Source organism: Paraburkholderia sp. MM6662-R1, from assembly GCF_050436245.1.
GTDB lineage: Bacteria > Pseudomonadota > Gammaproteobacteria > Burkholderiales > Burkholderiaceae > Paraburkholderia > Paraburkholderia tuberum.
Genome location: NZ_JBNDLV010000001.1, coordinates 492172 through 517255, shown reverse-complemented (window position 1 = coordinate 517255; position 25084 = coordinate 492172). Strand labels below are relative to the sequence as shown.

Annotated in this window: 22 protein-coding genes and 1 pseudogene; 17 read left to right on the top strand and 6 right to left on the bottom strand. The window is 66.1% G+C overall.

Annotated features, from left to right (window positions below):
* Positions 1 to 4 precede the first annotated feature (4 nt).
* Complete coding sequence (locus tag OKW39_RS02390) at positions 5 to 1561, bottom strand: protein adenylyltransferase SelO (RefSeq protein ID WP_429336419.1); 1557 nt, start codon at positions 1559 to 1561, stop codon at positions 5 to 7.
* Positions 1562 to 1716: 155 nt separating this feature from the next.
* Here OKW39_RS02390 and OKW39_RS02385 point away from each other — a divergent pair, with 155 nt between their 5' ends.
* From OKW39_RS02385 to OKW39_RS02375, 3 genes are all read left to right on the top strand, one after another.
* Positions 1717 to 3408 (top strand): 3-(methylthio)propionyl-CoA ligase, encoded by a 1692-nt coding sequence (locus OKW39_RS02385; protein WP_429561974.1) that lies wholly within the window; start codon positions 1717 to 1719, stop codon positions 3406 to 3408.
* Positions 3409 to 3555: 147 nt separating this feature from the next.
* Positions 3556 to 5646, top strand: a complete 2091-nt coding sequence (locus OKW39_RS02380) for a 3-hydroxyacyl-CoA dehydrogenase NAD-binding domain-containing protein (RefSeq protein WP_429561973.1) — start codon at positions 3556 to 3558, stop codon at positions 5644 to 5646.
* A 147-nt stretch (positions 5647 to 5793) separates the two neighbouring features.
* Positions 5794 to 6972 carry an acetyl-CoA C-acyltransferase gene (locus tag OKW39_RS02375; protein WP_429561972.1) on the top strand — a complete coding sequence of 393 codons (1179 nt, stop codon included), beginning with the start codon at positions 5794 to 5796 and terminating at the stop codon, positions 6970 to 6972.
* Positions 6973 to 6992: 20 nt separating this feature from the next.
* On the opposite strand, the gene OKW39_RS02370 is transcribed toward OKW39_RS02375, so the two are convergent.
* Together OKW39_RS02370 and OKW39_RS02365 are read right to left on the bottom strand one after the other, a co-directional pair.
* Positions 6993 to 7502, bottom strand: coding sequence for an LEA type 2 family protein (locus OKW39_RS02370; protein ID WP_090805759.1), 510 nt, complete (start codon positions 7500 to 7502; stop codon positions 6993 to 6995).
* Between the two features lie 69 nt (positions 7503 to 7571).
* The gene (locus tag OKW39_RS02365; RefSeq protein WP_429361287.1) at positions 7572 to 7964 is read right to left on the bottom strand and encodes a hypothetical protein; all 393 of its coding nucleotides are present in this window, start codon (positions 7962 to 7964) and stop codon (positions 7572 to 7574) included.
* A 178-nt stretch (positions 7965 to 8142) separates the two neighbouring features.
* Between OKW39_RS02365 and OKW39_RS02360 the strand changes: the two are divergent.
* From OKW39_RS02360 to OKW39_RS02340, 5 genes and pseudogenes are all read left to right on the top strand, one after another.
* A pseudogene (locus tag OKW39_RS02360) lies at positions 8143 to 9650 on the top strand (PLP-dependent aminotransferase family protein).
* A gap of 64 nt (positions 9651 to 9714) precedes the next feature.
* Entirely contained in the window at positions 9715 to 10200 is a 486-nt protein-coding gene (locus OKW39_RS02355; protein WP_026225390.1) for a PaaI family thioesterase, read from the top strand.
* Between the two features lie 28 nt (positions 10201 to 10228).
* On the top strand, positions 10229 to 11227 hold the full coding sequence (locus OKW39_RS02350; RefSeq protein WP_429561971.1) for an NADP-dependent oxidoreductase: 999 nt from the start codon (positions 10229 to 10231) through the stop codon (positions 11225 to 11227).
* A 52-nt stretch (positions 11228 to 11279) separates the two neighbouring features.
* Entirely contained in the window at positions 11280 to 12161 is an 882-nt protein-coding gene (locus OKW39_RS02345) for an SDR family oxidoreductase (protein ID WP_429561970.1), read from the top strand.
* Positions 12162 to 12253: 92 nt separating this feature from the next.
* On the top strand, positions 12254 to 13213 hold the full coding sequence (locus OKW39_RS02340) for an alpha/beta hydrolase (RefSeq protein ID WP_429363711.1): 960 nt from the start codon (positions 12254 to 12256) through the stop codon (positions 13211 to 13213).
* Positions 13214 to 13278: 65 nt separating this feature from the next.
* Here OKW39_RS02340 and OKW39_RS02335 read toward each other — a convergent pair whose 3' ends face one another.
* The 3 genes from OKW39_RS02335 to OKW39_RS02325 all read right to left on the bottom strand — a co-directional run bounded on the left by OKW39_RS02335 (position 13279) and on the right by OKW39_RS02325 (position 15970).
* Complete coding sequence (locus OKW39_RS02335) at positions 13279 to 14145, bottom strand: NRDE family protein (RefSeq protein WP_018418053.1); 867 nt, start codon at positions 14143 to 14145, stop codon at positions 13279 to 13281.
* Positions 14146 to 14295: 150 nt separating this feature from the next.
* The gene (locus OKW39_RS02330; RefSeq protein ID WP_429561969.1) at positions 14296 to 15363 is read right to left on the bottom strand and encodes a YgfZ/GcvT domain-containing protein; all 1068 of its coding nucleotides are present in this window, start codon (positions 15361 to 15363) and stop codon (positions 14296 to 14298) included.
* 310 nt (positions 15364 to 15673) lie between these two features.
* On the bottom strand, positions 15674 to 15970 hold the full coding sequence (locus OKW39_RS02325; RefSeq protein ID WP_090804775.1) for a hypothetical protein: 297 nt from the start codon (positions 15968 to 15970) through the stop codon (positions 15674 to 15676).
* 534 nt (positions 15971 to 16504) lie between these two features.
* On the opposite strand from OKW39_RS02325, the gene mltG reads away from it, so the two are divergent.
* The 9 genes from mltG (at position 16505) to otsA (ending at position 24992) form a co-directional block, all read left to right on the top strand.
* A complete protein-coding gene (gene mltG / locus OKW39_RS02320) occupies positions 16505 to 17515 on the top strand; it encodes an endolytic transglycosylase MltG (protein WP_429336430.1) in 1011 nt (336 codons plus the stop codon).
* Complete coding sequence (gene tmk / locus OKW39_RS02315; protein ID WP_429561968.1) at positions 17515 to 18135, top strand: dTMP kinase; 621 nt, start codon at positions 17515 to 17517, stop codon at positions 18133 to 18135. Before mltG ends, tmk begins: the two co-directional genes overlap by 1 nt.
* A gap of 95 nt (positions 18136 to 18230) precedes the next feature.
* The gene (locus tag OKW39_RS02310; RefSeq protein ID WP_429561967.1) at positions 18231 to 19274 is read left to right on the top strand and encodes a DNA polymerase III subunit delta'; all 1044 of its coding nucleotides are present in this window, start codon (positions 18231 to 18233) and stop codon (positions 19272 to 19274) included.
* A gap of 49 nt (positions 19275 to 19323) precedes the next feature.
* Positions 19324 to 19839, top strand: a complete 516-nt coding sequence (locus tag OKW39_RS02305) for an N-acetyltransferase family protein (RefSeq protein ID WP_429361279.1) — start codon at positions 19324 to 19326, stop codon at positions 19837 to 19839.
* Between the two features lie 93 nt (positions 19840 to 19932).
* Complete coding sequence (locus tag OKW39_RS02300) at positions 19933 to 20724, top strand: TatD family hydrolase (protein WP_429561966.1); 792 nt, start codon at positions 19933 to 19935, stop codon at positions 20722 to 20724.
* A gap of 52 nt (positions 20725 to 20776) precedes the next feature.
* Complete coding sequence (locus tag OKW39_RS02295) at positions 20777 to 21508, top strand: ankyrin repeat domain-containing protein (RefSeq protein ID WP_090804793.1); 732 nt, start codon at positions 20777 to 20779, stop codon at positions 21506 to 21508.
* 185 nt (positions 21509 to 21693) lie between these two features.
* On the top strand, positions 21694 to 22050 hold the full coding sequence (locus tag OKW39_RS02290; protein WP_090804794.1) for a Rap1a/Tai family immunity protein: 357 nt from the start codon (positions 21694 to 21696) through the stop codon (positions 22048 to 22050).
* Between the two features lie 119 nt (positions 22051 to 22169).
* The gene (locus OKW39_RS02285; protein ID WP_429561965.1) at positions 22170 to 23393 is read left to right on the top strand and encodes a mechanosensitive ion channel family protein; all 1224 of its coding nucleotides are present in this window, start codon (positions 22170 to 22172) and stop codon (positions 23391 to 23393) included.
* 186 nt (positions 23394 to 23579) lie between these two features.
* A complete protein-coding gene (gene otsA / locus OKW39_RS02280) occupies positions 23580 to 24992 on the top strand; it encodes an alpha,alpha-trehalose-phosphate synthase (UDP-forming) (RefSeq protein ID WP_429336436.1) in 1413 nt (470 codons plus the stop codon).
* Positions 24993 to 25084: the final 92 nt, after the last annotated feature.

The following is a 25084-nucleotide window of genomic DNA, read 5'->3' as shown; positions in this document are numbered from 1 at the left end:
CGCGTCATGACGAACAGCTCACTTCCAGTGAGTTCGCCCAGTCGGGCGGCAGGCCCGCATACGACGCGTATTCGGGCTGCTCGTCGAACGGGTGACGCAACACGGCCGCGAGCCGTTCCACCTCGGAGAAATCCTTCTCCTTCGCGCGTTGGATCGCCGTTTCCGCCAGATGGTTGCGAAGTACGAATTTGGGGTTCACGCGATTCATTGCAATGGCGCGCGCAACGTCGTCGCGTGACTCTTCGGCGAGCCGCGCGCGATAGTCGTTCGCCCATGCGTCGAAGGCGACGCGATCGAGGAACAGGTCGCGCACCGGCGTGTCGCCGCTCGCATCGTGTTTCGACAGGCGCGCGAGATTGCGGAACGTCAGCGTGAAATCGGCGCGGTTCGCGTGCATCACTTCGAACAGCCGGTTGACCAGCGCGTCGTCGCCGTCGCGCGCCTGTTCGAGGCCGAGCTTCGCGCGCATGCGGTTTTCGAGCGCCGGCGCGAAACGGTCCTTGAAGCCGGCGAGCACGTGCTGCGCATCTTCGACCGCCTTGTCGGCGCGCACGCTTTCGTCGTGCTTCTCGCCGAACAACGGCAGCAGTCCCTGCGCGAGGCAGAACAGGTTCCAGTACGCGATTTGCGGCTGCAGCCGGTAGGCGTAGCGGCCCTGCGTATCGGAGTGATTGCAGATGTGGCCGGCATCGAAGCCATCCATGAAACCGAACGGGCCGTAGTCGATCGTCAGGCCCAGGATCGACATGTTGTCGGTATTCATCACGCCGTGACAGAAACCGACCGCCTGCCAGTCGACCATCAGATCCGCGCTGGAGCGCACCGCCTCGGCGAGCAGCGCCAGATACGGATCGTCGGCCTCCTTGCAATGCGGATAGAAGCGCTCGATGACGTGATCGGCGAGCGCGCGCAACGCGTCGACACGATCGTTCGCGTAGAAGTGCTCGAAGTGGCCGAAGCGCACGAAGCTCGGCGCGACGCGCGTGACCACCGCGGCGGTTTCGATCGTCTCGCGCCGCACCGGCTGGTCGGAGCCGATCACGCACAATGCGCGCGTGGTCGGAATGCCGAGATGATGCATCGCCTCCGAGCACAGATATTCGCGGATCGACGAGCGCAGCACCGCGCGGCCGTCGCCCATGCGCGAATAGGGCGTGCGGCCCGCGCCTTTGAGCTGCAGTTCGTTGCGCTCGCCGTCGTGTTCGAGCTCGCCCAGACCGAGCGCGCGGCCGTCGCCGAGCTGGCCGGCCCACACGCCGAACTGATGCCCCGAGTACACCGACGCATAAGGCAGCGTGTCGGCCGGCCAGTCGCGCGTCGCGTTGCCGCAGAACAGCTCGATAAAGCCCGGATCGCGCTCGATGCCCTCGGGCATCCCGAGCCGCGCGGCGGTCTCGGCCGAGAAGCCGACGAGATAGGGTGCGTCGAGCGGCGCGGCGGGCAGGCGCGTGAGGAACGTGCCGCCGAGCCGCGCGAACGCGTTGGCTGGGGGAGTGGCGAGTGTGTTGGAAAGATCCGTCAAAGCTGCGGATAGCCCTGCAAAGCTTGGGGAAAACGACATGTTGAGCGCCTCTGGATTAGCCGATATTGTAAGTCCGCGCCCGCGGCGCTGCTGGGCGGCCGCCTTCATCGTTCGGACCATGCTGCTGCGCTCGACGCCGCCACGATCTTGCGCCAACCCATCGATCCACTGACAAGCCGAGGAGACCCCGCCTTATGACGACGCCGCTGCTGGGCCAGATGATGGACGTGCCGCTCACCGTGTCATCGTTGCTCGCGCATGCCGCGCGGCATTTCGGCAGCACCGGGATCGTGTCGCGGCGCATCGAAGGCGACCTGCATCGCTACACGTACCGCGATTGCGAGCAGCGCGCGAAGCAACTCGCGCAGGCGCTCATCGCGCTCGGTGTCGAACCGGGCGAACGCGTCGCGACGCTCGCGTGGAACGGCTACCGGCATCTCGAAGCGTATTACGGCACCACCGGGTTCGGCGCCGTGTGTCACACGATCAACCCGCGGCTTTTCCCCGACCAGATCGCCTATATCGTCAATCATGCCGACGATGCGTACGTGCTGTTCGACACGACGTTCGCCGCGCTGGTCGACACGCTCGCGCCGCAGTGTCCGCGCGTGCGCGGCTGGATCGCACTATGCGATGAAGCGCATCGGCCGCCGATGCAAACGTCGGTGCTGTGCTACGAAACGCTGATGGACGGGCAGCACGGCCGCTTCGACTGGCCCGCGCTCGACGAGCGCCAGGCGTCGTATCTCTGCTATACGTCGGGCACGACCGGCAATCCGAAAGGCGCGCTGTATAGCCATCGCTCGACGGTGCTGCACGCGTTCGGCGCGGCGTTGCCCGACGCAATGAACCTGTCGGCGCGCGACTCGGTGCTGCCCATCGTGCCGATGTTCCATGTCAACGCATGGGGCCTCGCGCACGCGGGGCCGCTGACCGGCGCGAAGCTCGTGTTCCCCGGCAAGGATCTCGACGGCAAGTCGCTGTACGAACTGATGGAGAGCGAACGCGTCACGTTCTCGGCCGGCGTGCCGACCGTGTGGCTCGGTCTGCTCAACCACCTGCGCGAAACGGGCGCGAGGTTTTCGTCGCTCGAGCGCACGGTGATCGGCGGTTCCGCCTGTCCGCCCGCGATGCTGCGGATACTCGAGGACGACTACGGCGTGCAGGTGATCCATGCATGGGGCATGACGGAGATGTCGCCGCTCGGTACCTTGTCGAAGCTGACCTGGGAGCAGAGCCAGCGGCCGCTCGCCGATCAGCGCAAACTGCTCGAAAAGCAGGGTCATGCGATCTACGGCGTCGACATGAAGATCGTCGGCGAGGATGGCCGCGAGCTGCCTTGGGATGGCGTCGCGTTCGGCGATCTGCACGTGCGCGGGCCGTGGGTCATCGACCGGTATTTCCGCAAGGAAGACTCGCCGCTCATCGACGGCTGGTTCCCGACCGGCGACGTCGCGACGATCGACCCCGACAGCTTCCTGCACATCACCGATCGCTCGAAGGACGTGATCAAGTCGGGCGGCGAATGGATCAGCTCGATCGACGTCGAGAACGTCGCGCTAGCGCATCCGGCGGTCGCGGAAGCCGCGTGCATCGCGTGCGCGCATCCGAAGTGGACCGAGCGCCCGTTGCTCGTCGTCGTCAAACGCGCGGGGCAAGACGTCACCCGCGACGAACTGCTCGCGTACTACGACGGCAAGGTCGCGAAGTGGTGGATCCCCGACGACGTCGTGTTCGTCGACGACCTACCGCACACGGCGACCGGCAAGCTGCAGAAGCTGAAGCTGCGCGATCTGTTCCGCGACCACGTGCTGCCGTCCGCGCTCGAAGACGGCCGCAACTGTCCGCTGACCCCGAGTCCCAGGGGAAACCCCACTCGGGAATAAATTGAACGTTCGTTCTTTTTTGGTGTATCGTGCCTGCTGACCCCGGAACCGTCGCTTGAAAAAGTCTGACCATAAGCAGGCTCGATGAACCGGACGGGCGGCGCATCATGCGCCGCCTCAATGCATGGATCGCACGGAGGCACGCAGATGGCAGTGGACTACATAACTCATGACGGCGTGGCCGTCCTCACGCTGAACAATCCGCCCGTCAATGGACTCGGTCTGTCGACGCGCGCGGGTATCGTCGAAGGGCTCGAGCGCGCGCAGAACGATCCGGCCATCAAGGCCATCGTGCTGACGGGTGCGGGCAAGGCCTTTTCGGGCGGCGCCGACATCACCGAATTCAATACGCCGAAGGCGACCCAGGAGCCGACGCTCGCGACCGTCATCAAGGCCGTGGAAGGCAGCGCGAAGCCGGTCGTCGCGGCGATCCACAGCGTCGCGATGGGCGGCGGCCTCGAACTTGCCCTCGGCGCGCATTACCGCGTCGCCGCGGCCGGCGCGCAGATCGCGCTGCCCGAAGTGAAGCTCGGCATCCTGCCGGGCGCGGGCGGCACGCAGCGTCTGCCGCGCGCCATCGGTCTGGAAGCGTCGCTGAACATGATCGTGTCGGGCGCGCCGGTGCTCTCGGAAAAGCTCGCCGATTCGGGGCTGTTCGACGAAGTCGTCGCGAATCCCGCCGAACTGGCCGAAGCCGCGCTCGCGTTCGCGCGCAAGGTCGGCGCCGCGGCCGGCCCGCATCCGAAGGTGCGCGAGCGCAAGATCGAACATCCGAATGCGGCCGGTTTCATCCAGTTCGCGCGCAATAGCGTCGCGGCAATCGCGAAGAACTTCCCGGCGCCGCATAAATGCATCGACGCGGTCGAAGCCGGTGTGAAGGACGGCTTCGACAAGGGCCTCGCATTCGAGCGCGAATGCTTCATCGCGCTCGTGCAGACGCCGGAGAGCCGCGCGCTGCGTCACGCGTTCTTCGGTGAGCGGGCGGCGAGCAAGATTCCCGACGTGCCGGCAGATACTTCGGTGCGCGACATCGATCGGGTGGCCGTGATCGGCGCCGGCACGATGGGCGGCGGCATCGCGATGAACTTCCTGAACGCGGGCATTCCGGTCACGCTGCTGGAAACGAAGCAGGAAGCGCTCGACCGCGGTCTCGCGACGATCCGCAAGAACTACGAGGCGACCGTCAGGAAAGGCAAGCTGAAGCCCGAGGTGATGGAACAGCGCCTCGCGCTGCTGAGCTCGACGCTCTCCTACGACGACCTGAAGCACGCAGACATGATCGTCGAAGCCGTGTTCGAAGAGCTGGGCGTGAAGGAGCAGGTGTTCCGCCGGCTCGACGAAGTCGCGAAGCCCGGTGCGATCCTCGCGTCGAACACGTCGACGCTCGACGTCGACAAGATCGCCGCGTTCACGAAACGTCCGCAGGATGTGGTCGGCATGCACTTCTTCAGCCCGGCCAACGTGATGAAGCTGCTCGAAGTCGTGCGTGGCAAGGAGACCGCGAAGGACGTGCTCGCCACCGTGATGAAGCTTGCAAAGAAGATCAGGAAGACCGCGGTGGTGTCGGGCGTGTGCGACGGCTTTATCGGCAACCGGATGATCGAGCAATACGTTCGTCAGGCGCTCTTCTTGCTCGAAGAGGGCGCGTTGCCAGCGCAGGTAGACAAGGCCATCGAGAAGTTCGGCTTCGCGATGGGTCCGTTCCGCATGAGCGACCTCGCCGGCAACGACATCGGCTGGGCGATCCGCAAGCGCCGCTATCTCGAGCACCCCGACATGCACTACTCGAAGATCGCCGACCGTCTGTGCGAGATGGGCCGCTTCGGCCAGAAGACCGGCGGCGGCTGGTACGACTACAAGGCGGGCGATCGCACCGCATACCCTTCGGGCGTGGTCAACGAAATGATCGGCGAGTACTCGAAGGAAACCCACGCTGAGCGCCGCAAGATCAGCGACGAGGAAATCGTCGAGCGTCTGGTGTTCGCGCTCGTCAACGAAGGCGCGAAGATTCTCGAGGAAGGCATCGCGTCGAAGGCGTCGGATATCGACATGGTCTATCTGACCGGCTACGGCTTCCCGCTCTATCGCGGCGGCCCGATGCTGTACGCGGACACGGTGGGGCTCTACAACGTCGAGCGCGCGATTCGCTGCTATGCGGCGCGGCCGAACGGCGACGCGTGGCAGCTCGCGCCGAGCATCGCGAAGCTCGCGGCCGAAGGTCGCGGGTTCAACGGCTGAGCGCGGCCGGCTTCAGCCCACGAATTGAGCGGTGCGGGGTTCCCCCGCATCGCTCGCATCAAACGACAGAGGCGGCGCGGTGATGCGCTTTTGAACGCACGGCAGTGAGCCGGCGCGCCACTACTGACACTGCAATTGGAGACATGCATGACTGACGCCGTAATCGTATCCACCGCCCGCACGGGTCTCGCCAAATCGTGGCGCGGCGGGTTCAACATGACGCACGGCGCGACGCTCGGCGGCCACGTGACGCAGGCCGCGGTCGAGCGCGCGAAGCTCGATCCGGCGCGCGTCGAGGACGTGATCATGGGTTGCGCGAATCCGGAAGGCGCGACGGGCGGCAATATCGCGCGGCAGATCGCATTGCGCGCGGGCTTGCCGGTCAGCGTGCCGGGCATGACCGTGAACCGTTTCTGCTCGTCGGGATTGCAGACGATCGCGCTCGCGTCGCAGCGCGTGATCGCCGGCGAGGGCGACGTGTACGTCGCGGGTGGCGTCGAGTCGATCTCGTGCGTGCAGAACGAGATGAACCGCCACATGATGACCGACGGCTGGCTCACCGAGCACAAGCCGGAAATCTACTGGTCGATGCTGCAGACCGCCGAGAACGTCGCGAAGCGCTACTCGATCTCGAAGGAACGCCAGGACGAATATGGCGTGCGCTCGCAGCAACGCGCGGCGGCCGCGCTCGAAGCCGGTAGATTCAAGGACGAAATCGTGCCGTTGACGGTGCTCGCCGGCGTCGCTGACAAGACGAGCGGCCGTCTCTACACGAAGGAAGTGACCGTCAGCAGCGACGAAGGCATTCGCGCCGACACGACGCTCGAAGGCGTGTCGAAGATCCGCACCGCGCAGCCGGGCGGCGTGGTCACCGCGGGCAATGCGAGCCAGTTCTCGGACGGCGCATCCGCTTGCGTCGTGATGAACGCGACGCTGGCCGAACGCGAAGGGCTGCAGCCGCTCGGCATCTTCCGCGGTTTCGCGGTGGCCGGCTGCGAGCCCGACGAAATGGGCATCGGCCCGGTGTTCGCGGTGCCGAAGCTGTTGAAGAAAGCCGGCCTCAAGGTCGAGGACATCGGCCTTTGGGAGCTGAACGAAGCATTCGCGGTGCAGGTGCTCTATTGCGCCGACCAGCTCGGCATTGCGCACGACCGCCTGAACGTGAACGGCGGCGCGATCGCGGTGGGCCATCCGTACGGCGTGTCGGGAGCGCGGCTCGTCGGCCATGCGCTGATCGAAGGCAAGCGGCGCGGCGTGAAGTTCGTCGTCGTGACGATGTGCATCGGCGGCGGGCAGGGCGCCGCGGGTTTGTTCGAAGTGGTTTGAGCGGGCGTGGGCCGGCGTCATTACGAGCCCGTGTCCGACGACGGCAGGCTCAGCGTTCCCTGATCGGTGAATCGCGTCGTACCGGTCACGCCACCCGCGAGCTTGCCGCGCAGAACGTACGGAACCTGTCCCGACTGCGCGGCGCCGGCTAGCGCAAAGGCTTGACGAACCGCGGCGAAAGCCGGCACGGTCAGCGGCACGGTGACGACGGTTTCACCGAAGCGCGGCACGGTGCCGCTCTGGTCGCTGACGCCGGTGGCGAACGGCTTGCCGTTCAGCTCGAGATCGAGCGACACGCCGTTGAAGCTGACCGCGGAGTCGTTGGGATTCTGCACGCGCAGCTTGACGTTGAAGCGCATCTCCATGCCCTGGCCAGCGATCGGCTCGATGCCCGCCACATTGACGCGCAACGGGTCGGCGCCGAACAGGCCCGCGCAGCCAGCGAGTGTCAGCGTGACAGCGACGCCGGCGGCGAACAGGCGCCACACCCGTGAGACCAGGCCCGGCTGCAGCGCGCGAAAGAATGACATGACCTGCACCTCGAACGAAGCGGGTTGGTCATGCATTGTAACGGGCCACGTGGCGCGCGCAGCGACGTTTCAGGCGGCGCGCCGCCACCGTGTGCGCACGACGCAAGCGAGACGCCGAGCGGCTTGCAGAACGAAACCGCGCGCGCTGTGTTCAGCGTGTGCAGGCAGCACGATGAATGCAGCGCGATCGGCCCGCGTCGCGCGGATTGACACGACGCCACGTTGCGAGGTCACAAACCGCTCGCCTTCGTGCAACGTGAGCGACGTGAGCGGGGCGTCGTTGCCGAGCCAGGCCAGCGCATGATCGCGGAAGACGAGTTGCAATGCACCTTCGACCGCGATGATCGAACTGCGCGCGCGCAAGTCGTGCAGGGCCATCTGACCGGCGGCAAGATGCGACGCCGCGGTGCAATCCAGTTCGGCACCGGGTAACAAGCGATCGTGGTATGGACGCACAGGCATGACCGATTCCTTTAAACCGTCTTCGTGTCACACAGCTTAGGGAATCCGTCCGGATGAAAACAGGCGCAGCTGTCGACAATCCGAACCGGTACAGTGGTGCGTTTCGTCACGCTGTATCGGTCCGAATCACGTCGATGTGTATCTGTCGCGGCGCGCGGACTATCCGCACCATCGGTTCATGAGCGAATCCCCCTTCACACCGCAAGGTCCCTCGACGGACCGGCCAGCCGAGCGCCAGCCGCTGTACCGGCAACTGGCCGACCAATACCGCCGCGCGATCGGCAACGGCGCGCTGCGCCCGGGCGACCGCATGCCGTCGATGCGCGCGTTCATGCAGCGCCACGGCGTGAGCCTCGCGACGGCGACCGAGAGCTATCGCGAACTGGAACGCGCCGCGCTGATCGACGCCCGGCCGCGCGCCGGCTATTTCGTGCGCGTGCCGCCGAGGGCTGCGTTGCCCTGCGCCGCCGAGCCCGATCTCGCGATGCAGCCCGGCGCCGCCGCGCAGTTCGTCGGCATTCACTCGGAGATTTCGGCGCTCGTGTCGAAATTTCAGCGCTATCCGCACGCGCTGAATCTCGGCGGCGCGACCGCGTCGCCCGATCTCTATCCGACCGATGCGTTGCAAAAGGCCGCGGTGCACGCGTTGCGCCGGCGGCCCACCTTGCTGACCGCCGTCGGGCCCGATCAGGGTGATCCGGCGTTGCGCGCGATCATCGCCCGGCGCGCGCTCGAGGCCGGCAGCCAGATCGGCGCGGACGACATCATCATGACGCACGGCGCGGCGTCGAAGCGATGAACCTCGCGTTGCGCGCGGTGACGCAGCCGGGCGACACGGTCGCGGTCGAATCGCCGTGCTTCTTCGGTTTGCTGCAGGCGCTCGAAAGTCTCGGTCTGCGCGCGCTCGAAATTCCGACCAGCCCGAGCACCGGCCTCGCGATCGAGGCGCTGGCGTTCGCGCTGCACACGCATCCCGACATCAAGGCGGTCGTGGTGGTGCCGAACCTGCAAAACCCGCTCGGCAGCGTGATGCCCGACGCGCACAAGGCGAGCCTCGTCGAACTGTGCGCGCGCGCCGGCATCGCGCTGATCGAGGACGATCCCTACCGCGAGCTCGTCGATGCAGCGCCGCCGCCCCGCTCGCTGAAGGCGTGGGACACCGATGGCACCGTGATCCATTGCACATCGTTCAACAAGACGCTGGCGCCTGGCATGCGCGTCGGCTGGATCAACGGCGGCCGGTGGCATCCGCGCATCGGTATGCTGAAGTTCGCGCAGTCGCGCCACAACGAGCAGTTGTCGCAAGTCGTGCTCGCCGGGTTCCTGGAGACGAGCGCGTACGAGCGCCATTTGCGGCGTTTGCGCGAGAGCTTGCAACTGCGGCGCGAGCGGATGGCCGCGGCGGTGGCGGCATCGTTTCCCGACGGCACGCGGTTCACGCCGCCGCGCGGCGGGATGTTTTTCTGGATCGAATTGCCGCGTCACGTATCGTCGTCGGCTTTATTCGACGCCGCGTTGCATGACGGTATTCGCATCATGCCGGGCACGGTATTTTCGAACGCCGGGCGTTTCGATCACTTCATTCGGCTCAGCTGTCCGAGTGCGGATCTGGATCAGACCGACGAAGCGGTGCGCAGACTGGGGCGCCTCGCGGCACGGATGGCAGCTCATGCGTCAACGCGATAGCGGGTATCATTTCCCGCCGTACGCTCGACACGCGCCGTCGGCTACGAAATCTGATATCTGAGCCATGACCGATCCATCGACCTCATCCAGAACGGGCCATGCATCGTTGCCCGAAAGCCCCTTCATCGACCGTCTCGGCGCACAGTTGTTGTCGGCCGCCGACGGCGTCAGCGAAGTCGTGCTGCCGTTGCAACGCGATCATATGAACACGTGGGACGTCGCGCATGGCGGCGTCACGATGACGCTCGCCGACGTCGCGCTCGCGATGGCTGCGCGCAGTCTCGCCGGCGACGGCGTCGGCGTCGTCACCGTCGAGATGAAGGTCAACTTCATGCAGCCGGGACGCGGCGAGTTGCGCGCGACCGGCCGCGTGCTGCATCGCTCGACGACGATGGCCTATTGCGAAGGCGAGATCCGCGACAGCGAAGGCCACTTCGTCGCGAAAGCGCTCGGCACCTTCAAATACATGCGCCGCCTCGCGGTGGGCCGCGACGTCACGCGGCAGCGTCTGCGCAGCGACCCGGCGGCGAAGCCCGGTCCGAGCGACTGAGCACCCAACAACCCAAGGAGACGACCGCATGGCCCAGATCAATCGCCAATTGCTGCTGGTTTCGCGCCCCCAAGGCGAAGCCACGCCCGATAACTTCAAGCTCGTCGAAACGCCGCTCGCGCCGCTCGCCGAGGGCGAAGTACGGGTGCGCAACCACTATCTGTCGCTCGATCCGTATATGCGCGGACGCATGAACGACAGCAAGTCATACGCGGCGCCGCAGCCGCTGAACGAAGTGATGATCGGCGGCACGGTCGGCGAGGTCGTCGAGACGAGGAATCCGAAGTTCGCGGTCGGCGACAAGGTCGTCGCGATGTTCGGCTGGCAGGAGTACGGCACCTCCAATGGCACGGGCATGCAGAAGGTCGACGACACGCATGTGCCGCTGTCGGCGTATCTCGGGCCGGTCGGCATGCCGGGCGTCACCGCATGGTACGGGCTGAACCGCATCATCGCGCCGAAGGCCGGCGAGACGGTGGTCGTCAGCGCGGCAAGCGGCGCGGTGGGCAGCGTGGTCGGTCAGCTCGCGAAGGCGGCGGGCGCGCGCGCGGTCGGCATCGCGGGCGGCGCGGACAAGTGCCGCTATGTGGTCGAGACGCTCGGCTTCGACGCGTGCGTCGACTACAAGGCCGGTAACCTGTACCAGGACCTGAAGGCCGTCACGCCCGACGGTGTCGACGGCTGCTTCGAGAACGTCGGCGGCGACGGGCTCGACGCGACGCTCGCGCGCATGAACGCGTTCGGGCGCATCGCATTGTGCGGCTTCATCGCGGGCTATGACGGCCAGCCGCTGCCGCTCAAGCATCCGTCGCTGATGCTGACGCAGCGGCTGCTCGTGCAGGGCTTCATCGTCAGCGAACACATGGACGTGTGGCCCGAGGCGCTCAGGCAGCTCGGCACGCTCGTCGCGCAGAAGAAGCTGCAGTATCGCGAGACGATCGCGCAAGGGCTCGAAGCCGCGCCCGAGGCATTCATCGGCTTGCTGAAGGGCCGTAACTTCGGCAAGCAACTGGTCAAGCTGATCTGAGCGCGACGTCATCGTGCAACGGCAAGCCGCCACTCAACGAGGGAGTCACAGAATGTTCGAATTCGCGGGCAAGGTGGCGGTGATCACCGGCGCGGGCAGCGGCTTTGGCCGCGCGTTCGCGCACAAGGGCGCGGCGCTCGGCATGAAGCTCGTACTCGCGGACGTCAACGCCGACCAGCTCGCGCAAACCGTCGACGCCTTGCGCGGAACCGGCGCCGAGGCGATCGGCGTGCCGACCGACGTATCGAACGCCGCGCAGGTCGAGGCGCTCGCGCAGGCGGCGCTCGCCGCGTTCGGCAAGGTCCACGTGCTGTTCAACAACGCGGGCGTCGGCACCGGCGGCTTCCTGTGGGAAAGCTCGGCGAACGACTGGTCGTGGGTGTTCGGCGTCAACGTGATGGGTGTCGCGCACGGCGTGCGCGCGTTCGCGCCGATCATGCTCGCGCAGAAGGAGCCCGCGCATATCGTCAATACGGCGTCGGTGGCGGGGCTGCTGGCGCCACCGGCAATGGGCATCTACAACGCGTCGAAGCATGCGGTGGTGGCGCTGACCGAGACGCTGTATCACGACCTGAAGCTCGCGCAGGCCGGCACGGGCGGCGAGGTCGGCTGTTCGCTGCTGTGTCCCGCCTTCGTGCCGACCGGCATCGCGGAGGCCGAGCGCGCGCGTCCCGACGAGTTGCGCAACGCGGACCGGCCGACGCGCTCGCAGATCGCGGCCGGCAAGCAGTTGCAGCGCGCGGTGCAGTCGGGCAAGCTCACCGCCGACGATGTCGCCGACATCGCGTTCGAGGCGATCGCCGCGCGGCGTTTCTATATCATCACGCATCCGGGCATCATGGCGACCGTGAAGCTGCGTCACGAGGATATCGAGCAGTTGCGCGAGCCGTCCGATCCGATGTCGCTGAAGCCCGAGGTGAAGAACGCGCAGTAGCGGCCGGCTGCGCGGCCGGTGCGCCGGCTTTTGTCAACCCTTGGCGCACTGCGCGCCGCCCGATGCGCGACGCGCACCACGTTGCCGAAACCATGCCGCTGAATCCCACGATCGAGCAGGTGCTCGACATGATCGCGCGGGCCAAACGCCCGCAGTATCACCAGATGAGCGCGCAAGCGGCGCGCGCGTCGTACGAGAAAAGCGCGCCGATCCTCGAGATCGCGAGCGCGCCGATGTTCTCCGTCGAAGATCTGCGCGTGCCGACGCGCGACGGCGCGACGATCCGCGCGCGCCTGTACTGTCCGGTCGAGCCGGGCTGGGCCGAGCCGCTGCCTGCCCTTGTGTACTACCACGGCGGCGGCTTCACGGTCGGCAGCGTCGATACGCACGATGCGCTGTGCCGGATGTTCGCGCGCGACGGCCAGTGCGCGGTGCTGTCGGTCGATTACCGGCTCGCGCCCGAGCACAAGTTTCCGACCGCTGTCGACGACGCCTTCGACGCCCTCAGTTGGCTACACGCGCACGCGGCCGAATTCGGCATCGACGGCACGCGGCTCGCGGTGGGCGGCGATAGCGCGGGCGGCACGCTCGCGACGGTTTGCGCGGTGCTCGCGCGCGACGCCGGCCTCGCGCTCGCGCTGCAATTGCTGATTTATCCGGGCACGACCGGCCATCAGCAGACCGACTCGCACTCGCGCCTCGCCGACGGCTTCCTGCTGTCGGGCGACACGATCCAGTGGTTCTTCGAGCACTACGTGCGAGATAGCGGCGATCGCGACGACTGGCGTTTCGCGCCGCTCGACGGCGAGCGCGGTGCGCCGGATTTTCGCGGCGTCGCGCCCGCGTGGATCGCGACCGCCGAATACGATCCGCTCAGCGACGAGGGCGATGCCTATGCGGAGAAACTCCGTGCGCTCGGCAATCCGGTCACGTTGAAACGCTACGCCGGCATGATCCACGAGTTCTTCAAGATGGGCGGCTTCGTGCCCGAAGTCGCGCAGGCGCATGCGGACGCCGCGGCGGCGTTGCGCGCGGCATTCGGCATCGGGTGAGGGCGGTGATCGCGAAGCGATGGGCGGCCGGCGGCGAATGCGCCGGCCAGGCGGTGCTCAAACGATCACGCCACGCTCATCCGGTCGCGCTCGACATTGAACGCGAAGCTGCGCTCGAAATCGCCGGGCCGCACGATCCGGTGCGAGCCGTTGTCGTCGCTGCGCTCGGCGACCGCGACGCCGATCACGTCGCCATAGGCGGCGACGCGCAGCGCGGTGGTGCTGCGCGTCCCATAATCCGGCGATTCGATGAACGCCGCCGACAGCACGCGTTCGCGTTCGAGCGGAATACCGGTCGACGGCAATTCGTCGTCGCGCGCGAGCCGCGGATCGCGCATCAGATCGATCAGGCGTTCGAGCGGCGGCATCGGATCGCGCGCGAGCAGCGTGCCGAGCTCGCCGCGCTTTTTGACCAGCTTCGGCCACGCGGTATCGAGCACCGCGTTCGAGATGCCGTGCGTGCCCGGCGCGAGCAGCGCGGGACCGCTGTTTGCGTCGACGGCGCCGCGATTGCAGTACCACGCGAGCTCGCGACGCGTCCAGTCGCCCACCAGCAGATTGAAGCCGTTGTAGATGTCGCCTTTTTGCGCGACGTGCCGCAGATACGCGAGCGGCGTCTCGTGCGGATTGCCGTCGGCGTCGCGCGCGGCGCTCGTGAGCCAGTCGCTGACGAGCGTGCCGCGGGTCGGCGCATCGGCGCGCATTTCGCCCGGCGCGCGGTAATTGGTCAGCGCGGCGAAGCGGCCGTCGCGCGATAACCCGAGCCACGTGCCGCCGCCCACGAGGTCGCGGCCCCCCAGCACCTCCGGCGCGTCGCGCCACCAGCCGATCGGCTCGGCCGTGCGGCGGAAGAACTCGTCGCGATTCGCGGCGAGCGTGAACAGCGGACCATCGAGCGCATCAGGTCGCCAGTCGAAAACGATCAGGCACATCGGGGAGCATCTCCCGTTCAGAGCATGGGGCGGCCGCCTGATGCAGCGACGCAGGCGGCAAACGAAAGCGGCAAAAAACAGACGAGAATAAAGCAGTCAATAAAAAAACGGCGCCAGATTGCGCCGCTTTTTTTTTACCCTCTCCAACGATCAGACTTCGGCAGGCAGCCCGTAGGGCAGCGCCAGGAAGCGCAGCGCGGGGCCGTCGGCCGCGCCGACATGTACGCTGCCGCTGTCGAGCGCCGTGAGCTTGATCTCGACCAGCAGATCGGCGCCGCCGCCTTGCGCCGATGCCGCGTTGACGATCATCCCGCACGGCTGGCCCGGATCGTCCGAGTGGAACAGCTCGGTGCCGGGCCGCACCGTGTCCAGCTCGCCTGCGACGTTGGCGAGCGACGTGCGCCGCTTGATCGTGCCGCGATACTGGCTGCGCGCGACCACTTCCTGACCCGGATAGCAACCCTTGCGGAAATTGACCGCGCCGAGCACGTCGAAGTTGACCATTTGCGGCACGAACTGCTCGACGACCGGCTGCGTGATGCGCGGCTCGCCCGCGCGGATGTCGAGCCAGTCCCACACGGCCGGCGACACGTGCTTTAGCCTGCCGTCGAGCGACGGCAGCAGCGCTTCGATCTGCGCCTTCGGGCCGATCCACAGATAGCGCAGGCGCGCCAACGCATCAGGCACGCGGATCAGCGTGCCCGCTGTGCCGTCGACCTGCACGTGCACACCGTCGGGCAGCGCGTCGAACACGCCGGACAGCGCGCCGCGCACGTCGCCCGCGAGGCCGACCACCGCGAACTCGCCGCTCGCGTCGGCGAGCTTGGCCTTGGCGCGCAGCACGAACATCGACAACCGCTTTTGCACCGCGGCCTGCACGTCTTTCGATACCAGCAGGCGGATCGTATCGCCGCTGCGCCAGCTGAGGAACGACGCGAGCAGCCGGCCCTTGGCCGAGCAGTAGCCGGAGAGGCGCGCGTTCGCGGCGTCGAGATGCTGGACGTCGTTGGTCAACTGGGCGTGCAGGAAGCTCGCCGCGTCGTCGCCGGTCGTGTCGATCACGCCGAACTGCGGTAGCGGCATGTACGCGCCGTGCTCGAGCACGGCGGTGAATTCTTCGGCCGACGGGCGCGGCAGGATGGGCAGGGCGGCGGGCGCCGCCGCGGCGGGAGTGAGACCGGAAGCGTTACCTGAGGCGTTCACGAGCGGTGTGTTCATGGATTCCGGGAACAGTCAATTCTGACTTTGGCGAAGGCAAACAGTCATTATATTCAGTCCAGCCCTGTCGCGTTTCGCAAGTCCCTGGCGAATGAAGGCTTTCCGAGAGCCTGGCGCAGCAGGGGATTGGAGGTTATCACCCTCCGGCTGTGCCCATATTGTGACCATGTTGGGGTGTTCTGCCAGAGGGTCCGGCGCAAGATGGGCAGGCACCCGACGTGCCGGATCTGCTGTCCGCTGCCGCGGTCACAGACGAGCCGCCGCCGGGGTGGCTGCGGCGGGGCCACTGAGTAAGGCGGACGAGCCACTGTCATTCCGTGGGCGGCTTGGCCGGTGCCCAGTCCATCGGCTGCTCAGTCGTGATTTTCAGCCGTTCGCGCAATTCGGGATGCGCGATTGCCTGAATCAGAATCGCCATTCCTCCAAGCTTCCGAGCGTCTTCGTCTGTCACTGGCAACATTGAATTTTCCGGAGCATCCGGTGGGATAGTGATTGCCAGCGCTCGATCAATCGCCGCTTGCACGTGAACCCGTGAAACTGTGCACATCTTTAATTGCTGAGTATCGGCGTCATAAAAAATGACGCTAGCCCGATCCGGTTTAGTCATCTCAATATCCCCTGCATGCCTGGAATTTATCGAATGCTCGCTGTGCGCAGAGCGCATAGGTACGTGGATCTTGATACATTGCTCGGGCCACCTGACACATGCTCCATGTCTGAATGGTAGTCCGCGAAACACTCAGCCTCATCCATCTCGAAACGGCGCGTGGAGTCTCCCAATTGCCGCAGCTCGTGCTCGGGTCTTTCGCGGCGGCGTGTAGGTCGCCCCCGAACCATCGTTTGAAACTGTCAACAACGGCCAAAAGCGGCAGGAGCCGAAAAGGCGTTTGGTCGGGAATTGTCGAACCTTTGAAACTCTGACCTATGTTGTGACAGCGTACGCCTCGACTAGCATCAGACGGACGCCAGCGGAATTCATATTGTTGTTTCCGGCCGTGACCATCTGGTGCCCGCATCTATACAATACAGGTCGCAAAAGGCCGAAAGGGCTGCAAAACGGCACAGTCTCAATGTTGACCGACGCAAGACTTTCCCGTTAAAAATCAGTTCGTTGCCATCTAAACGCTAATTCTTTCCTGTCGTGTCCCTTCTGAAGAAATGTTTCGTCGCCGGCGCGCTCGTCGTTGTGCTGGCCGCGGCGGCCATCGCCGCTGGATACTACTGGGCCACCCGCCCGCTCGAATTGACCCCGGCGCAACTCGACGTCACCGTCAAGCCGCACAGCAGCCTGCGCAGCGTCGCGCTGCAGCTCAATCGCGGCGGCGTGCTGGTCGAGCCCGAGCTGTTCATCGCGATGACGCGGTTGCTCGGGCTGCAAAGCGAGCTGAAGTCCGGCAATTACGAGTTCAAGAGCGGCATCACGCCCTACGAGGTGCTGCAGAAAATCGCGCGCGGCGACGTCAACGAATATGTGGCGACGGTCATCGAAGGCTGGACCTTCAAACATATGCGCGCTGAACTCGACGCCAATCCCGCGCTGAAGCACGACACGCTCGGCATGAGCGACGCCGATCTGATGAGCGCAATCGGCGCGCCCGAGGCGTCGATCGGCAACGGCGAAGGGCTGTTTTTCCCGGATACCTACCTGTTCGACAAGGGCACCAGCGACCTCGACATCTATCGCCGCGCTTACCGTCTGATGCGCGTGCGTCTCGACGAGGCGTGGCTCTCGCGCGCGCCAAACCTGCCGTATAAGACCCCGTACGACGCGCTGACGATGGCGTCGATCGTCGAAAAGGAAACCGGCAAGGCGTCCGACCGGGCGCTCGTCGCCGCGGTGTTCGCCAACCGTCTGCGCGCCGGCATGCCGCTACAGACCGACCCGACCGTGATCTACGGAATGGGCGACAGCTACGCCGGCCACATCAGGAAGAAAGACCTGCAGACCGACACTCCATACAATACCTACACGCGGATGGGCCTACCGCCGACGCCGATCTCGCTGCCGAGCGTCGCGTCGCTGCAGGCGGCGATGAACCCGGCGCAAAGCAACGCGCTGTACTTCGTGTCGCGCGGCGACGGCAGCAGCATCTTTTCTGACACCCTCGGCGAACACAACAAGGCCGTGGACAAATACATTCGAGGGCAATGATGGCGCGCGGCAAATTCATTACGTTTGAAGGCATCGACGGCGCGGGCAAGACTACCCATCTGGGCTGGTTCCGCGAACGGCTCGAGGCGAAGCTCGCGCCGAGCGGCCGCTCGGTCGTGATGACACGCGAGCCGGGCGGCACGCCGCTCGGTGAGCAGATCCGCGATATCGTGCTGCATCAGAAGATGGATCTCGAAACCGAGGCGCTGTTGATGTTCGCGCTGCGCCGTCAGCATCTGGCCGAGGTGATCGAGCCGGCGCTCGCGCGCGGCGATTGGGTGCTGTCCGACCGTTTTACCGATGCCACTTTCGCCTACCAGGGCGGCGGCCGCGGCTTGCCGCGCGACAAGCTGGAGACGCTCGAGCGCTGGGTGCAGGGCGGTTTCCAGCCGGATTTGACCGTGCTGTTCGATTTGCCCCCCGCCGTCGCCAACGAGCGGCGCAGCGCGGTGCGTAATCCGGATCGTTTCGAGAGCGAGTCGGCGGCGTTTTTCGAGCGCACGCGCGCCGAATACACGCGCCGCGCCGAAGAAGCGCCATATCGATTCGCTATCATCGACTCTTCGCAGAGCATCGTTCGAATTCAGAAGCAGCTTGAGGAGTTGATTGCAACCCTCTGATTGGAAATAGATATAACCGCTTCTTATAATCTCGTGCGAAGTTCACTCGACATCTGAAGTAGCGCCTACAACCGATTGATTCAAAAAGACAAACGATGATCTATCCGTGGCAAGCCGATGACTGGAATCGCCTGCAGCAACTGCACGGCCACTGGCCGCACGCATTGTTGCTGCACGGCCAGGCGGGCATCGGCAAGCTGCGTTTCGCGCAGCACCTCGCGCAGGGTCTGCTGTGCGAGGCGCCGCAACCGAACGGCGAGCCGTGCGGCGCGTGCGTGGCCTGCAACTGGTTCGCGCAGGGCAATCATCCCGACTACCGCATCGTCGTGCCGGAGGCACTCGCCGCCGAAGCCGGCCTCGCGAACGCCGCGAACGGCGCCGACGACAAGGCCGAAAAAGCCGATGGCGACGAAGGCAAGAAGACCCGCACGCCGAGCAAGGAAATCAAGATCGAACAGATCCGCGGTCTGCTCGACTTCGTCGGCATCGGTTCGCATCGCGGCGGCGCGCGCGTCGTCGTGCTGTATCCGGCCGAGGCGCTCAACGTCGCGGCCGCCAACGCGTTGCTGAAGACGCTGGAAGAGCCGCCCGCGGGCGTCGTGTTCCTGATGGTGTCGGCGCGCCTCGACCGTTTGCTGCCGACCATCATTAGCCGCTGCCGTCAGTGGCCGATGAGCGTGCCCGCGCCGGACACCGCCGCGCAGTGGCTGGCCGCGCAAGGCGTCGACGACGCCTGCGCGCTGCTCGCCGAAGCGGGTGGCGCGCCGCTCGCCGCGCTCGCGCTCGCCAGCGACGAAAACCGTCCGCTGCGCAACTGGACGCTCAAGCAGCTCGCGGCCGGCGCCGGGTGCGACGCATTCGCGTGTGGCGAGGCGCTGCAGAAGCTCCCAGTGCCGCTCGTGCTCGGCTGGCTGCAGCGCTGGATGTACGATCTGCTCGCGCAGCGCACCGCCGGCGCGCCGCGCTATTTCCCGCAGGCGTCGGCCGCGCTCACGCGCTGCGCCACCCAGGCCGACGCCAATGCATTCGCGCGTTTTCTGCGCACCGTCACGCGCCAGCGCGCGGTCGAGAACCATCCGTTGAACGCGCGGCTCGTATTCGAGGAACTGTTCATCGGCTATCGCGCGCTGTTTGCGTGAGCCCGCAGCCGGACAGCCTGCCGTCTTTTTTCATTCAAGCCAACCCGCCATGAGCCTTTCCTACCGCGACGCCACGCTCGACGATCTGCCCGCGATCGTCGCCATCTACAATTCGACGATCCCGTCGCGCCAGGTCACCGCGGACCTCGAGCCGGTCAGCGTCGAGAGCCGGCATGGGTGGTTTCATGCGCACAGCCCGCAGAAGCGGCCCCTGTGGGTGCTCGAAGATCCGAAGCAGGCGGGCCGCGTGATCGCGTGGCTCAGTTTTTCCGATTTTTATGGCCGGCCGGCTTATCAGCGCACCGCCGAAGTCAGCATCTATCTCGACGAAAGCGCGCGCGGCCAGGGACTCGGCAAGCAACTGCTGGCGGCGTCGCTCGACGCGGCACCGGGGCTTGGCATCGATACGGTGCTCGGCTTCGTGTTCGGTCACAATGAAGCGAGCGTGCGGCTGTTCCGCGGCTTCGGCTTCGATGCCTGGGGCACGCTACCGCGCGTCGCGGTGCTGGATGGCGTCGAGCGCGATCTGGTGATTCTTGGCAAGCGTCTTGCGCACGCCGGTTGAGCACGCTGCGCAAGCAGCGCCACCTGAGCTGTCCCAAGCGGCCCCGGCCACGCCATCGCCCAGCCGCAAGCCCCTTTTTCGCAGGACCTGACCATGTTTGTCGATTCACACTGCCACATCAACTTCGAAGGACTCGCGGACCGTCTGCCGCAAGTGCTCGAAAACATGCGCAGCCATTCGGTCTCGCACGCGTTGTGCGTGTCGGTGGATCTTGAAACGCTGCCGTCGGTACTGGACATCGCCAGCCGCTATGACAACGTGTACGCGTCGGTCGGCGTGCATCCCGATCACGAGCACATGCGCGAGCCGAGCGTAGCCGAGCTGGTTGAACTGGCCGGGCACCCGAAGGTCGTCGCGATCGGCGAAACCGGGCTCGATTACTACCGCCTCGAAGGCCGCTCGATCGCCGACATGGAGTGGCAGCGCGAGCGCTTTCGCACGCACATCCGCGCCGCGCACGCGACCAGCAAGCCGTTGATCATCCACACCCGCTCGTCGTCGGAAGATACGTTGCGCATCATGGCCGAGGAGCGCGCCGGCGTGCCGGGCGGCGTCGTGCATTGCTTCACCGAACCGTGGGCCATCGCCGAGCAGGCGCTCGCGCAGAACTTTTACATTTCGCTGTCGGGCATCGTCACGTTCAAGAGCGCGACCGATGTGCAGGACGTCGCGCGCCGCGTGCCGCTCCACCGTCTGCTGATCGAAACCGACTCGCCGTACCTGGCGCCGGTGCCGTATCGCGGCAAACCGAATGAACCTGCGTACGTCAGTTATGTCGGACGCTTCATCGCGCAGCAACGCGAGATGCCTGACGAGGCGCTGGCCGCCGCCACCACGCAAAACTTCTTCAGACTGTTCGGACTCGCCGCGCCGGCCCGAATCTGAACCAAAAAGCCGCGTAACATCAAAGGGATAGGAAGATTTCCTAAAGTACCATATGAAAAATATTTCGACGTCGTCCGCTGATTTCCAACCGCTGTCCGCCGGGTCGGCCGCCCGGGCTCTCGCGCCGGCGCGCCGTCTCGCGTGCGCCGCCGCGCTCGCGTGCGCGGCGCTCGTCGCGGTGCCCGCGCATGCGGCGCCGATCGACTCGCTGATCAAGTCGGTCAAGTTCGACGACGTCGACGGCGTCAACAAGCTGCTCGCGAAGGGCATGGACCCGAACAGCGTCGACAATCAGGGCATCCCGCTGCTCGTGATCGCCGCGCGCGAGAAATCCGACAAGGTCGCGGCCGCGTTGCTTGCGAATCCAAAGACCGATATCGAGATTCAGGACAAGGCCGGCGAAAACGCGCTGATGATGGCGTCGCTGGTCGGCGACCTGAACTTCGTGAATCTGCTGATCGCGAAGGGCGCCGAGGTCAACAAGAAGGGCTGGGCGCCGCTGCACTACGCGGCCGCGAACGGCCACGACGACATCGTCAAGGTGCTGCTCGACCACTCGGCCTACGTCGACGCGGGCTCGCCGAACGGCACCACGCCGCTGATGATGGCCGCGCGCGGCGGCCACGTTTCCACCGTCAAGCTGCTGCTCGACAACGGCGCGGACCTGTCGGTGAAAAACCAGATCGGCATGACCGCGCTCGATTTCGCCAAGACCTACAAGGAGCCGGACGTCGTCGAAGGGCTCACGGCGCGCATGCAGCAGACGCAGCAGCAGAAGCAATGACGTTTTGTCGGCAGGCGCCTCGCCATGCCGCGCCGCTTTGCAGCCGTTTTGTCCGAGCCGCGCGGCTGCCGGCCTGCTGCCGCCGCATAAAACAGTGCAGAATGACGACTTCGGCGCGCCGCGTAGCGCGCCGTCCGGACGCGGCAGAAAGACCGCGTGAATAAACAACCCTGGAAAGGAACACCATGCTGCGGGCTTTGATTTTCGCCGGCGCGCTTGCCTTGCCGCTTTCGGCAGCCGCGTTTACGGGAGGCGACCTCAACAAGCTGTGCACCAAGACGGACGTGGCTTCGCGTAGCGCCTGCGCGGCCTACATCGAAGGCGCGGCCGACGGCATCTTCAACACGATCGACGCGATCGGCGGCACCACCGGTCCGCGCGTCGGCCAGTACTTCTGCCTGCCGCCGGATGCGCGCTCGGCGCAGTTGACCGACGCGGTGCGCAAGTACATCGCCGAGAACCCGAACGCCGCGGGCTACAACGCGAGCACGGCGATTTCGCTGGGTCTCGGCAAGGCGTTTCCCTGCAAGAGCGGCGGCTGATCGATAACCGCGGCGCATCGAAGAACCCGTTGTAACGCCCAGGCGCGGTCGTGCGCCCCGGATGTCAGTCGTCGCGCAGGCGCGCCGCCGCTCATCGAGCCCGGAGGAAGATGCCCGTTATGCCTACTATCGACGACTTCTACCGCGTGGCGGCCGCGCCGCTGCATACGTGGCCCGGCACGCTGATCGTGACGGCCATCGCGGCGATCGTGGCGAGCGGCATTCACCGCATCGGCGCGCGCGTCGTGAAGCGTCTCGCGCGGCCGCACGCGCTGACGAGCGTCGTGCTGCGCTACATCGACAAGCCGTCACTGTTCGCCCTCGTGATCCTCGTGTTCGCGTGGGTCGGGTCCGAGGCACCCGACACCCTCAACTTCATCGAACCGGTGCGCGACATCACCGGCATCGCGCTGATTGCCGCGCTGACGTGGCTGTCGGTGCGCTCGGCCGCGGCAATCGGCGAAGCGATCATCCGCGCCCATCCGCTCGATTCCGCCGATAACCTGCAGGCGCGCCGCATCCATACGCAGGCGCGCGTACTCGCGCGCTCGGTGATGATCGTGATCGTGATCATCGGTGTCGGCGGTGCGCTGATGACCTTGCCCAACGTGCGGCAGATCGGCGCGAGCCTGCTGGCGTCGGCGGGTGTCGCCGGTCTGGTCGCCGGTATCGCGGCGCGGCCGGTGCTCGGCAACCTGATCGCCGGTTTGCAGATCGCGCTGTCGCAACCGATCCGCCTCGACGACGTCGTCGTGATCCAGGACGAGTGGGGACGCATCGAGGAGATCACCGGCACGTACGTGTCGGTGCGGCTGTGGGACCAGCGCCGTCTGATCGTGCCGTTGCAATGGTTTATCGAAAATCCGTTCTCCAACTGGACCCGCAGCAGCTCGCAGATCATCGGCACCGTGTTCCTGTTCGTCGATTACCGGATGCCGCTCGCGCCGCTGCGCGAGGAGCTTGCGCGCATCGTCGAGAACGCGCCCGAGTGGGACCGTCGCGTGCAGGTGCTGCAGGTGACGGACTGCACCGAGCGCGCGATGCAGTTGCGCGCGCTCGTCAGCGCGCCCGATTCCGGCCTTGCGTGGGATCTGCGCTGCCGCGTGCGCGAAGGGCTGCTCGATTTCGTTCATCGGCATTACCCGGAATACCTGCCGCGGGCGCGTGCCGAGGTGTCGGCGGAGCTGGAGACCGGTGGCGCTGGCCCGAGCGACTGGCTGCCGCGCAGCCGGCAGGCGCCAGCCGGCAGCACCGCCGCGCATACCGAAGCCGATCCGGTGGCGAGCCGCATCGGCCGCACTGGCGCGGGCGAGGTCGCGCAGAAGGCGAAGGAACAGGCTTAGGCGGGCGTTGCGGATCGCGAATCGCGAGCGGCGAGTGGCAAATTGCGAGTTGGGTATCGCGAGCCGCGTGCGGCGACCGCCCTCGGCAAGCCCGGCGATGCGCGGGCACGCCGATTGCTACTAACGGGCGCGCCACGCCTGCTCAGGCGTCGCGGCGCATCGCAAGAATGACGGAGGACATGCACTATGGGCCGATTGATCGTCGTGTCGAATCGCGTCGCGACGCCGACGGAGACCAAGGGATCGGCGGGTGGACTCGCGGTCGGCGTATTCGGCGCGCTGAAGGATGCAGGCGGCGTCTGGTTCGGCTGGAGCGGCGACGTAGTCAGCGAAACGGTCGCCAACGCGGGGCCGATGCTCGAGCAGGACGGCGCGGTGACCTTCGCAACCGTCGGCCTCACGCGCAAGGACTACGACCAGTACTACCGCGGCTTCTCGAACGCGACGCTGTGGCCGGTATTCCACTACCGCAACGACCTCGCGCGCTACGAGCGCGAGGAGTACGCGGGCTACCGGCGCGTCAACGCATGGCTCGCTCACAAGCTGGTCAAGCTGCTCGAACCCGACGACATCATCTGGATTCACGACTACCATCTGATCCCGTTTGCCGAGGCGCTGCGCAGCGAGGGCGTGACGAACCGCATCGGTTTCTTCCTGCATATTCCGTTTCCCGCGCCGCAGATCCTGCTCAACATTCCGCCGCACGAGGAACTGGTGAAGTCGATGTCGTGCTACGACCTGCTCGGCTTCCAGACCGCCACCGACCAGCAGGCATTCCACGACTACGTGACGCGTCACGCGCGTGGCACGGTGAGCGCGGACGGCTTCGTCGAGGCGTTCGGGCGCAAGCTGCGCACCGGCGTCTACCGGATCGGCGTGTTCCCCGACGAAATCGCCGAGCAGGCCAAGCGCTACGAAAGCCGCCAGCACGTGCTCGAGCTGAAGCAAAGCCTCGAGGGGCGCAAGCTGATCATGAGCGTCGACCGGCTCGACTATTCGAAGGGACTGGTCGAGCGCTTTCGCGCGTTCGAGTTGCTGCTCGAACGCTCGCCCGAATGGCGCGGCAACGTCACGCTCGTGCAGATCGCGCCGCCTACGCGCTCGGACGTCGCGACCTATCAGAAGATCCGCCAGGATCTCGAATACGAGGCAGGGCGCATCAACGGCCGCTACTCGGGGCTCGACTACACGCCGATCCGCTATCTGAACCAGCAGTACGACCGCTGGAAGCTGATGTCGCTGTTTCGGGAGTCGCAGATCGGCTTCGTCACGCCGCTGCACGACGGCATGAACCTCGTCGCGAAGGAGTATGTGGCCGCGCAGAATCCCGACGATCCCGGCGTGCTCGTGCTGTCGATTTTCGCGGGCGCGGCCGCCGAGCTCTCTGGCGCGCTGCTCGTCAATCCGCACGATGCGATCGGCATGTGCGAGGCCTTGCAACGCGCGCTGCAAATGCCGCTCGACGCGCGCCAGCGGCGTCACGAGATCGACATGGCCGCGCTGCGTAAGAACGATCTCGGAGTGTGGCGCGACAGCTTCCTCAGGGATTTGCGCAGCATGCCAGTGCGCGGGTCGGGCGAGGGCGGCGGCCACAAATGACGGCGCGGCGACGGCCCAAAGCCCGCGCAAACCCGGCGCGTGGCCGCGTGTCACCGGATGTAAGCCGCTTGTAACAGCACCGAGCAATTGCA

Coding starts and splice junctions, on each gene's coding strand:
- OKW39_RS02295 (WP_090804793.1), top strand. CDS start 20,777: ATGAAAAATATTTCGACGTCGTCCGCTGATTTCCAACCGCTGTCCGCC.
- OKW39_RS02305 (WP_429361279.1), top strand. CDS start 19,324: ATGAGCCTTTCCTACCGCGACGCCACGCTCGACGATCTGCCCGCGATC.
- OKW39_RS02300 (WP_429561966.1), top strand. CDS start 19,933: ATGTTTGTCGATTCACACTGCCACATCAACTTCGAAGGACTCGCGGAC.
- OKW39_RS02290 (WP_090804794.1), top strand. CDS start 21,694: ATGCTGCGGGCTTTGATTTTCGCCGGCGCGCTTGCCTTGCCGCTTTCG.
- OKW39_RS02375 (WP_429561972.1), top strand. CDS start 5,794: ATGACTGACGCCGTAATCGTATCCACCGCCCGCACGGGTCTCGCCAAA.
- tmk (WP_429561968.1), top strand. CDS start 17,515: ATGGCGCGCGGCAAATTCATTACGTTTGAAGGCATCGACGGCGCGGGC.
- OKW39_RS02345 (WP_429561970.1), top strand. CDS start 11,280: ATGTTCGAATTCGCGGGCAAGGTGGCGGTGATCACCGGCGCGGGCAGC.
- OKW39_RS02350 (WP_429561971.1), top strand. CDS start 10,229: ATGGCCCAGATCAATCGCCAATTGCTGCTGGTTTCGCGCCCCCAAGGC.
- OKW39_RS02325 (WP_090804775.1), bottom strand. CDS start 15,970: ATGACTAAACCGGATCGGGCTAGCGTCATTTTTTATGACGCCGATACT.
- OKW39_RS02385 (WP_429561974.1), top strand. CDS start 1,717: ATGACGACGCCGCTGCTGGGCCAGATGATGGACGTGCCGCTCACCGTG.
- OKW39_RS02335 (WP_018418053.1), bottom strand. CDS start 14,145: ATGTGCCTGATCGTTTTCGACTGGCGACCTGATGCGCTCGATGGTCCG.
- OKW39_RS02310 (WP_429561967.1), top strand. CDS start 18,231: ATGATCTATCCGTGGCAAGCCGATGACTGGAATCGCCTGCAGCAACTG.
- OKW39_RS02285 (WP_429561965.1), top strand. CDS start 22,170: ATGCCTACTATCGACGACTTCTACCGCGTGGCGGCCGCGCCGCTGCAT.
- OKW39_RS02370 (WP_090805759.1), bottom strand. CDS start 7,502: ATGTCATTCTTTCGCGCGCTGCAGCCGGGCCTGGTCTCACGGGTGTGG.
- OKW39_RS02365 (WP_429361287.1), bottom strand. CDS start 7,964: ATGCCTGTGCGTCCATACCACGATCGCTTGTTACCCGGTGCCGAACTG.
- OKW39_RS02390 (WP_429336419.1), bottom strand. CDS start 1,561: ATGTCGTTTTCCCCAAGCTTTGCAGGGCTATCCGCAGCTTTGACGGAT.
- OKW39_RS02330 (WP_429561969.1), bottom strand. CDS start 15,363: ATGAACACACCGCTCGTGAACGCCTCAGGTAACGCTTCCGGTCTCACT.
- otsA (WP_429336436.1), top strand. CDS start 23,580: ATGGGCCGATTGATCGTCGTGTCGAATCGCGTCGCGACGCCGACGGAG.
- OKW39_RS02355 (WP_026225390.1), top strand. CDS start 9,715: ATGACCGATCCATCGACCTCATCCAGAACGGGCCATGCATCGTTGCCC.
- OKW39_RS02380 (WP_429561973.1), top strand. CDS start 3,556: ATGGCAGTGGACTACATAACTCATGACGGCGTGGCCGTCCTCACGCTG.
- OKW39_RS02340 (WP_429363711.1), top strand. CDS start 12,254: ATGCCGCTGAATCCCACGATCGAGCAGGTGCTCGACATGATCGCGCGG.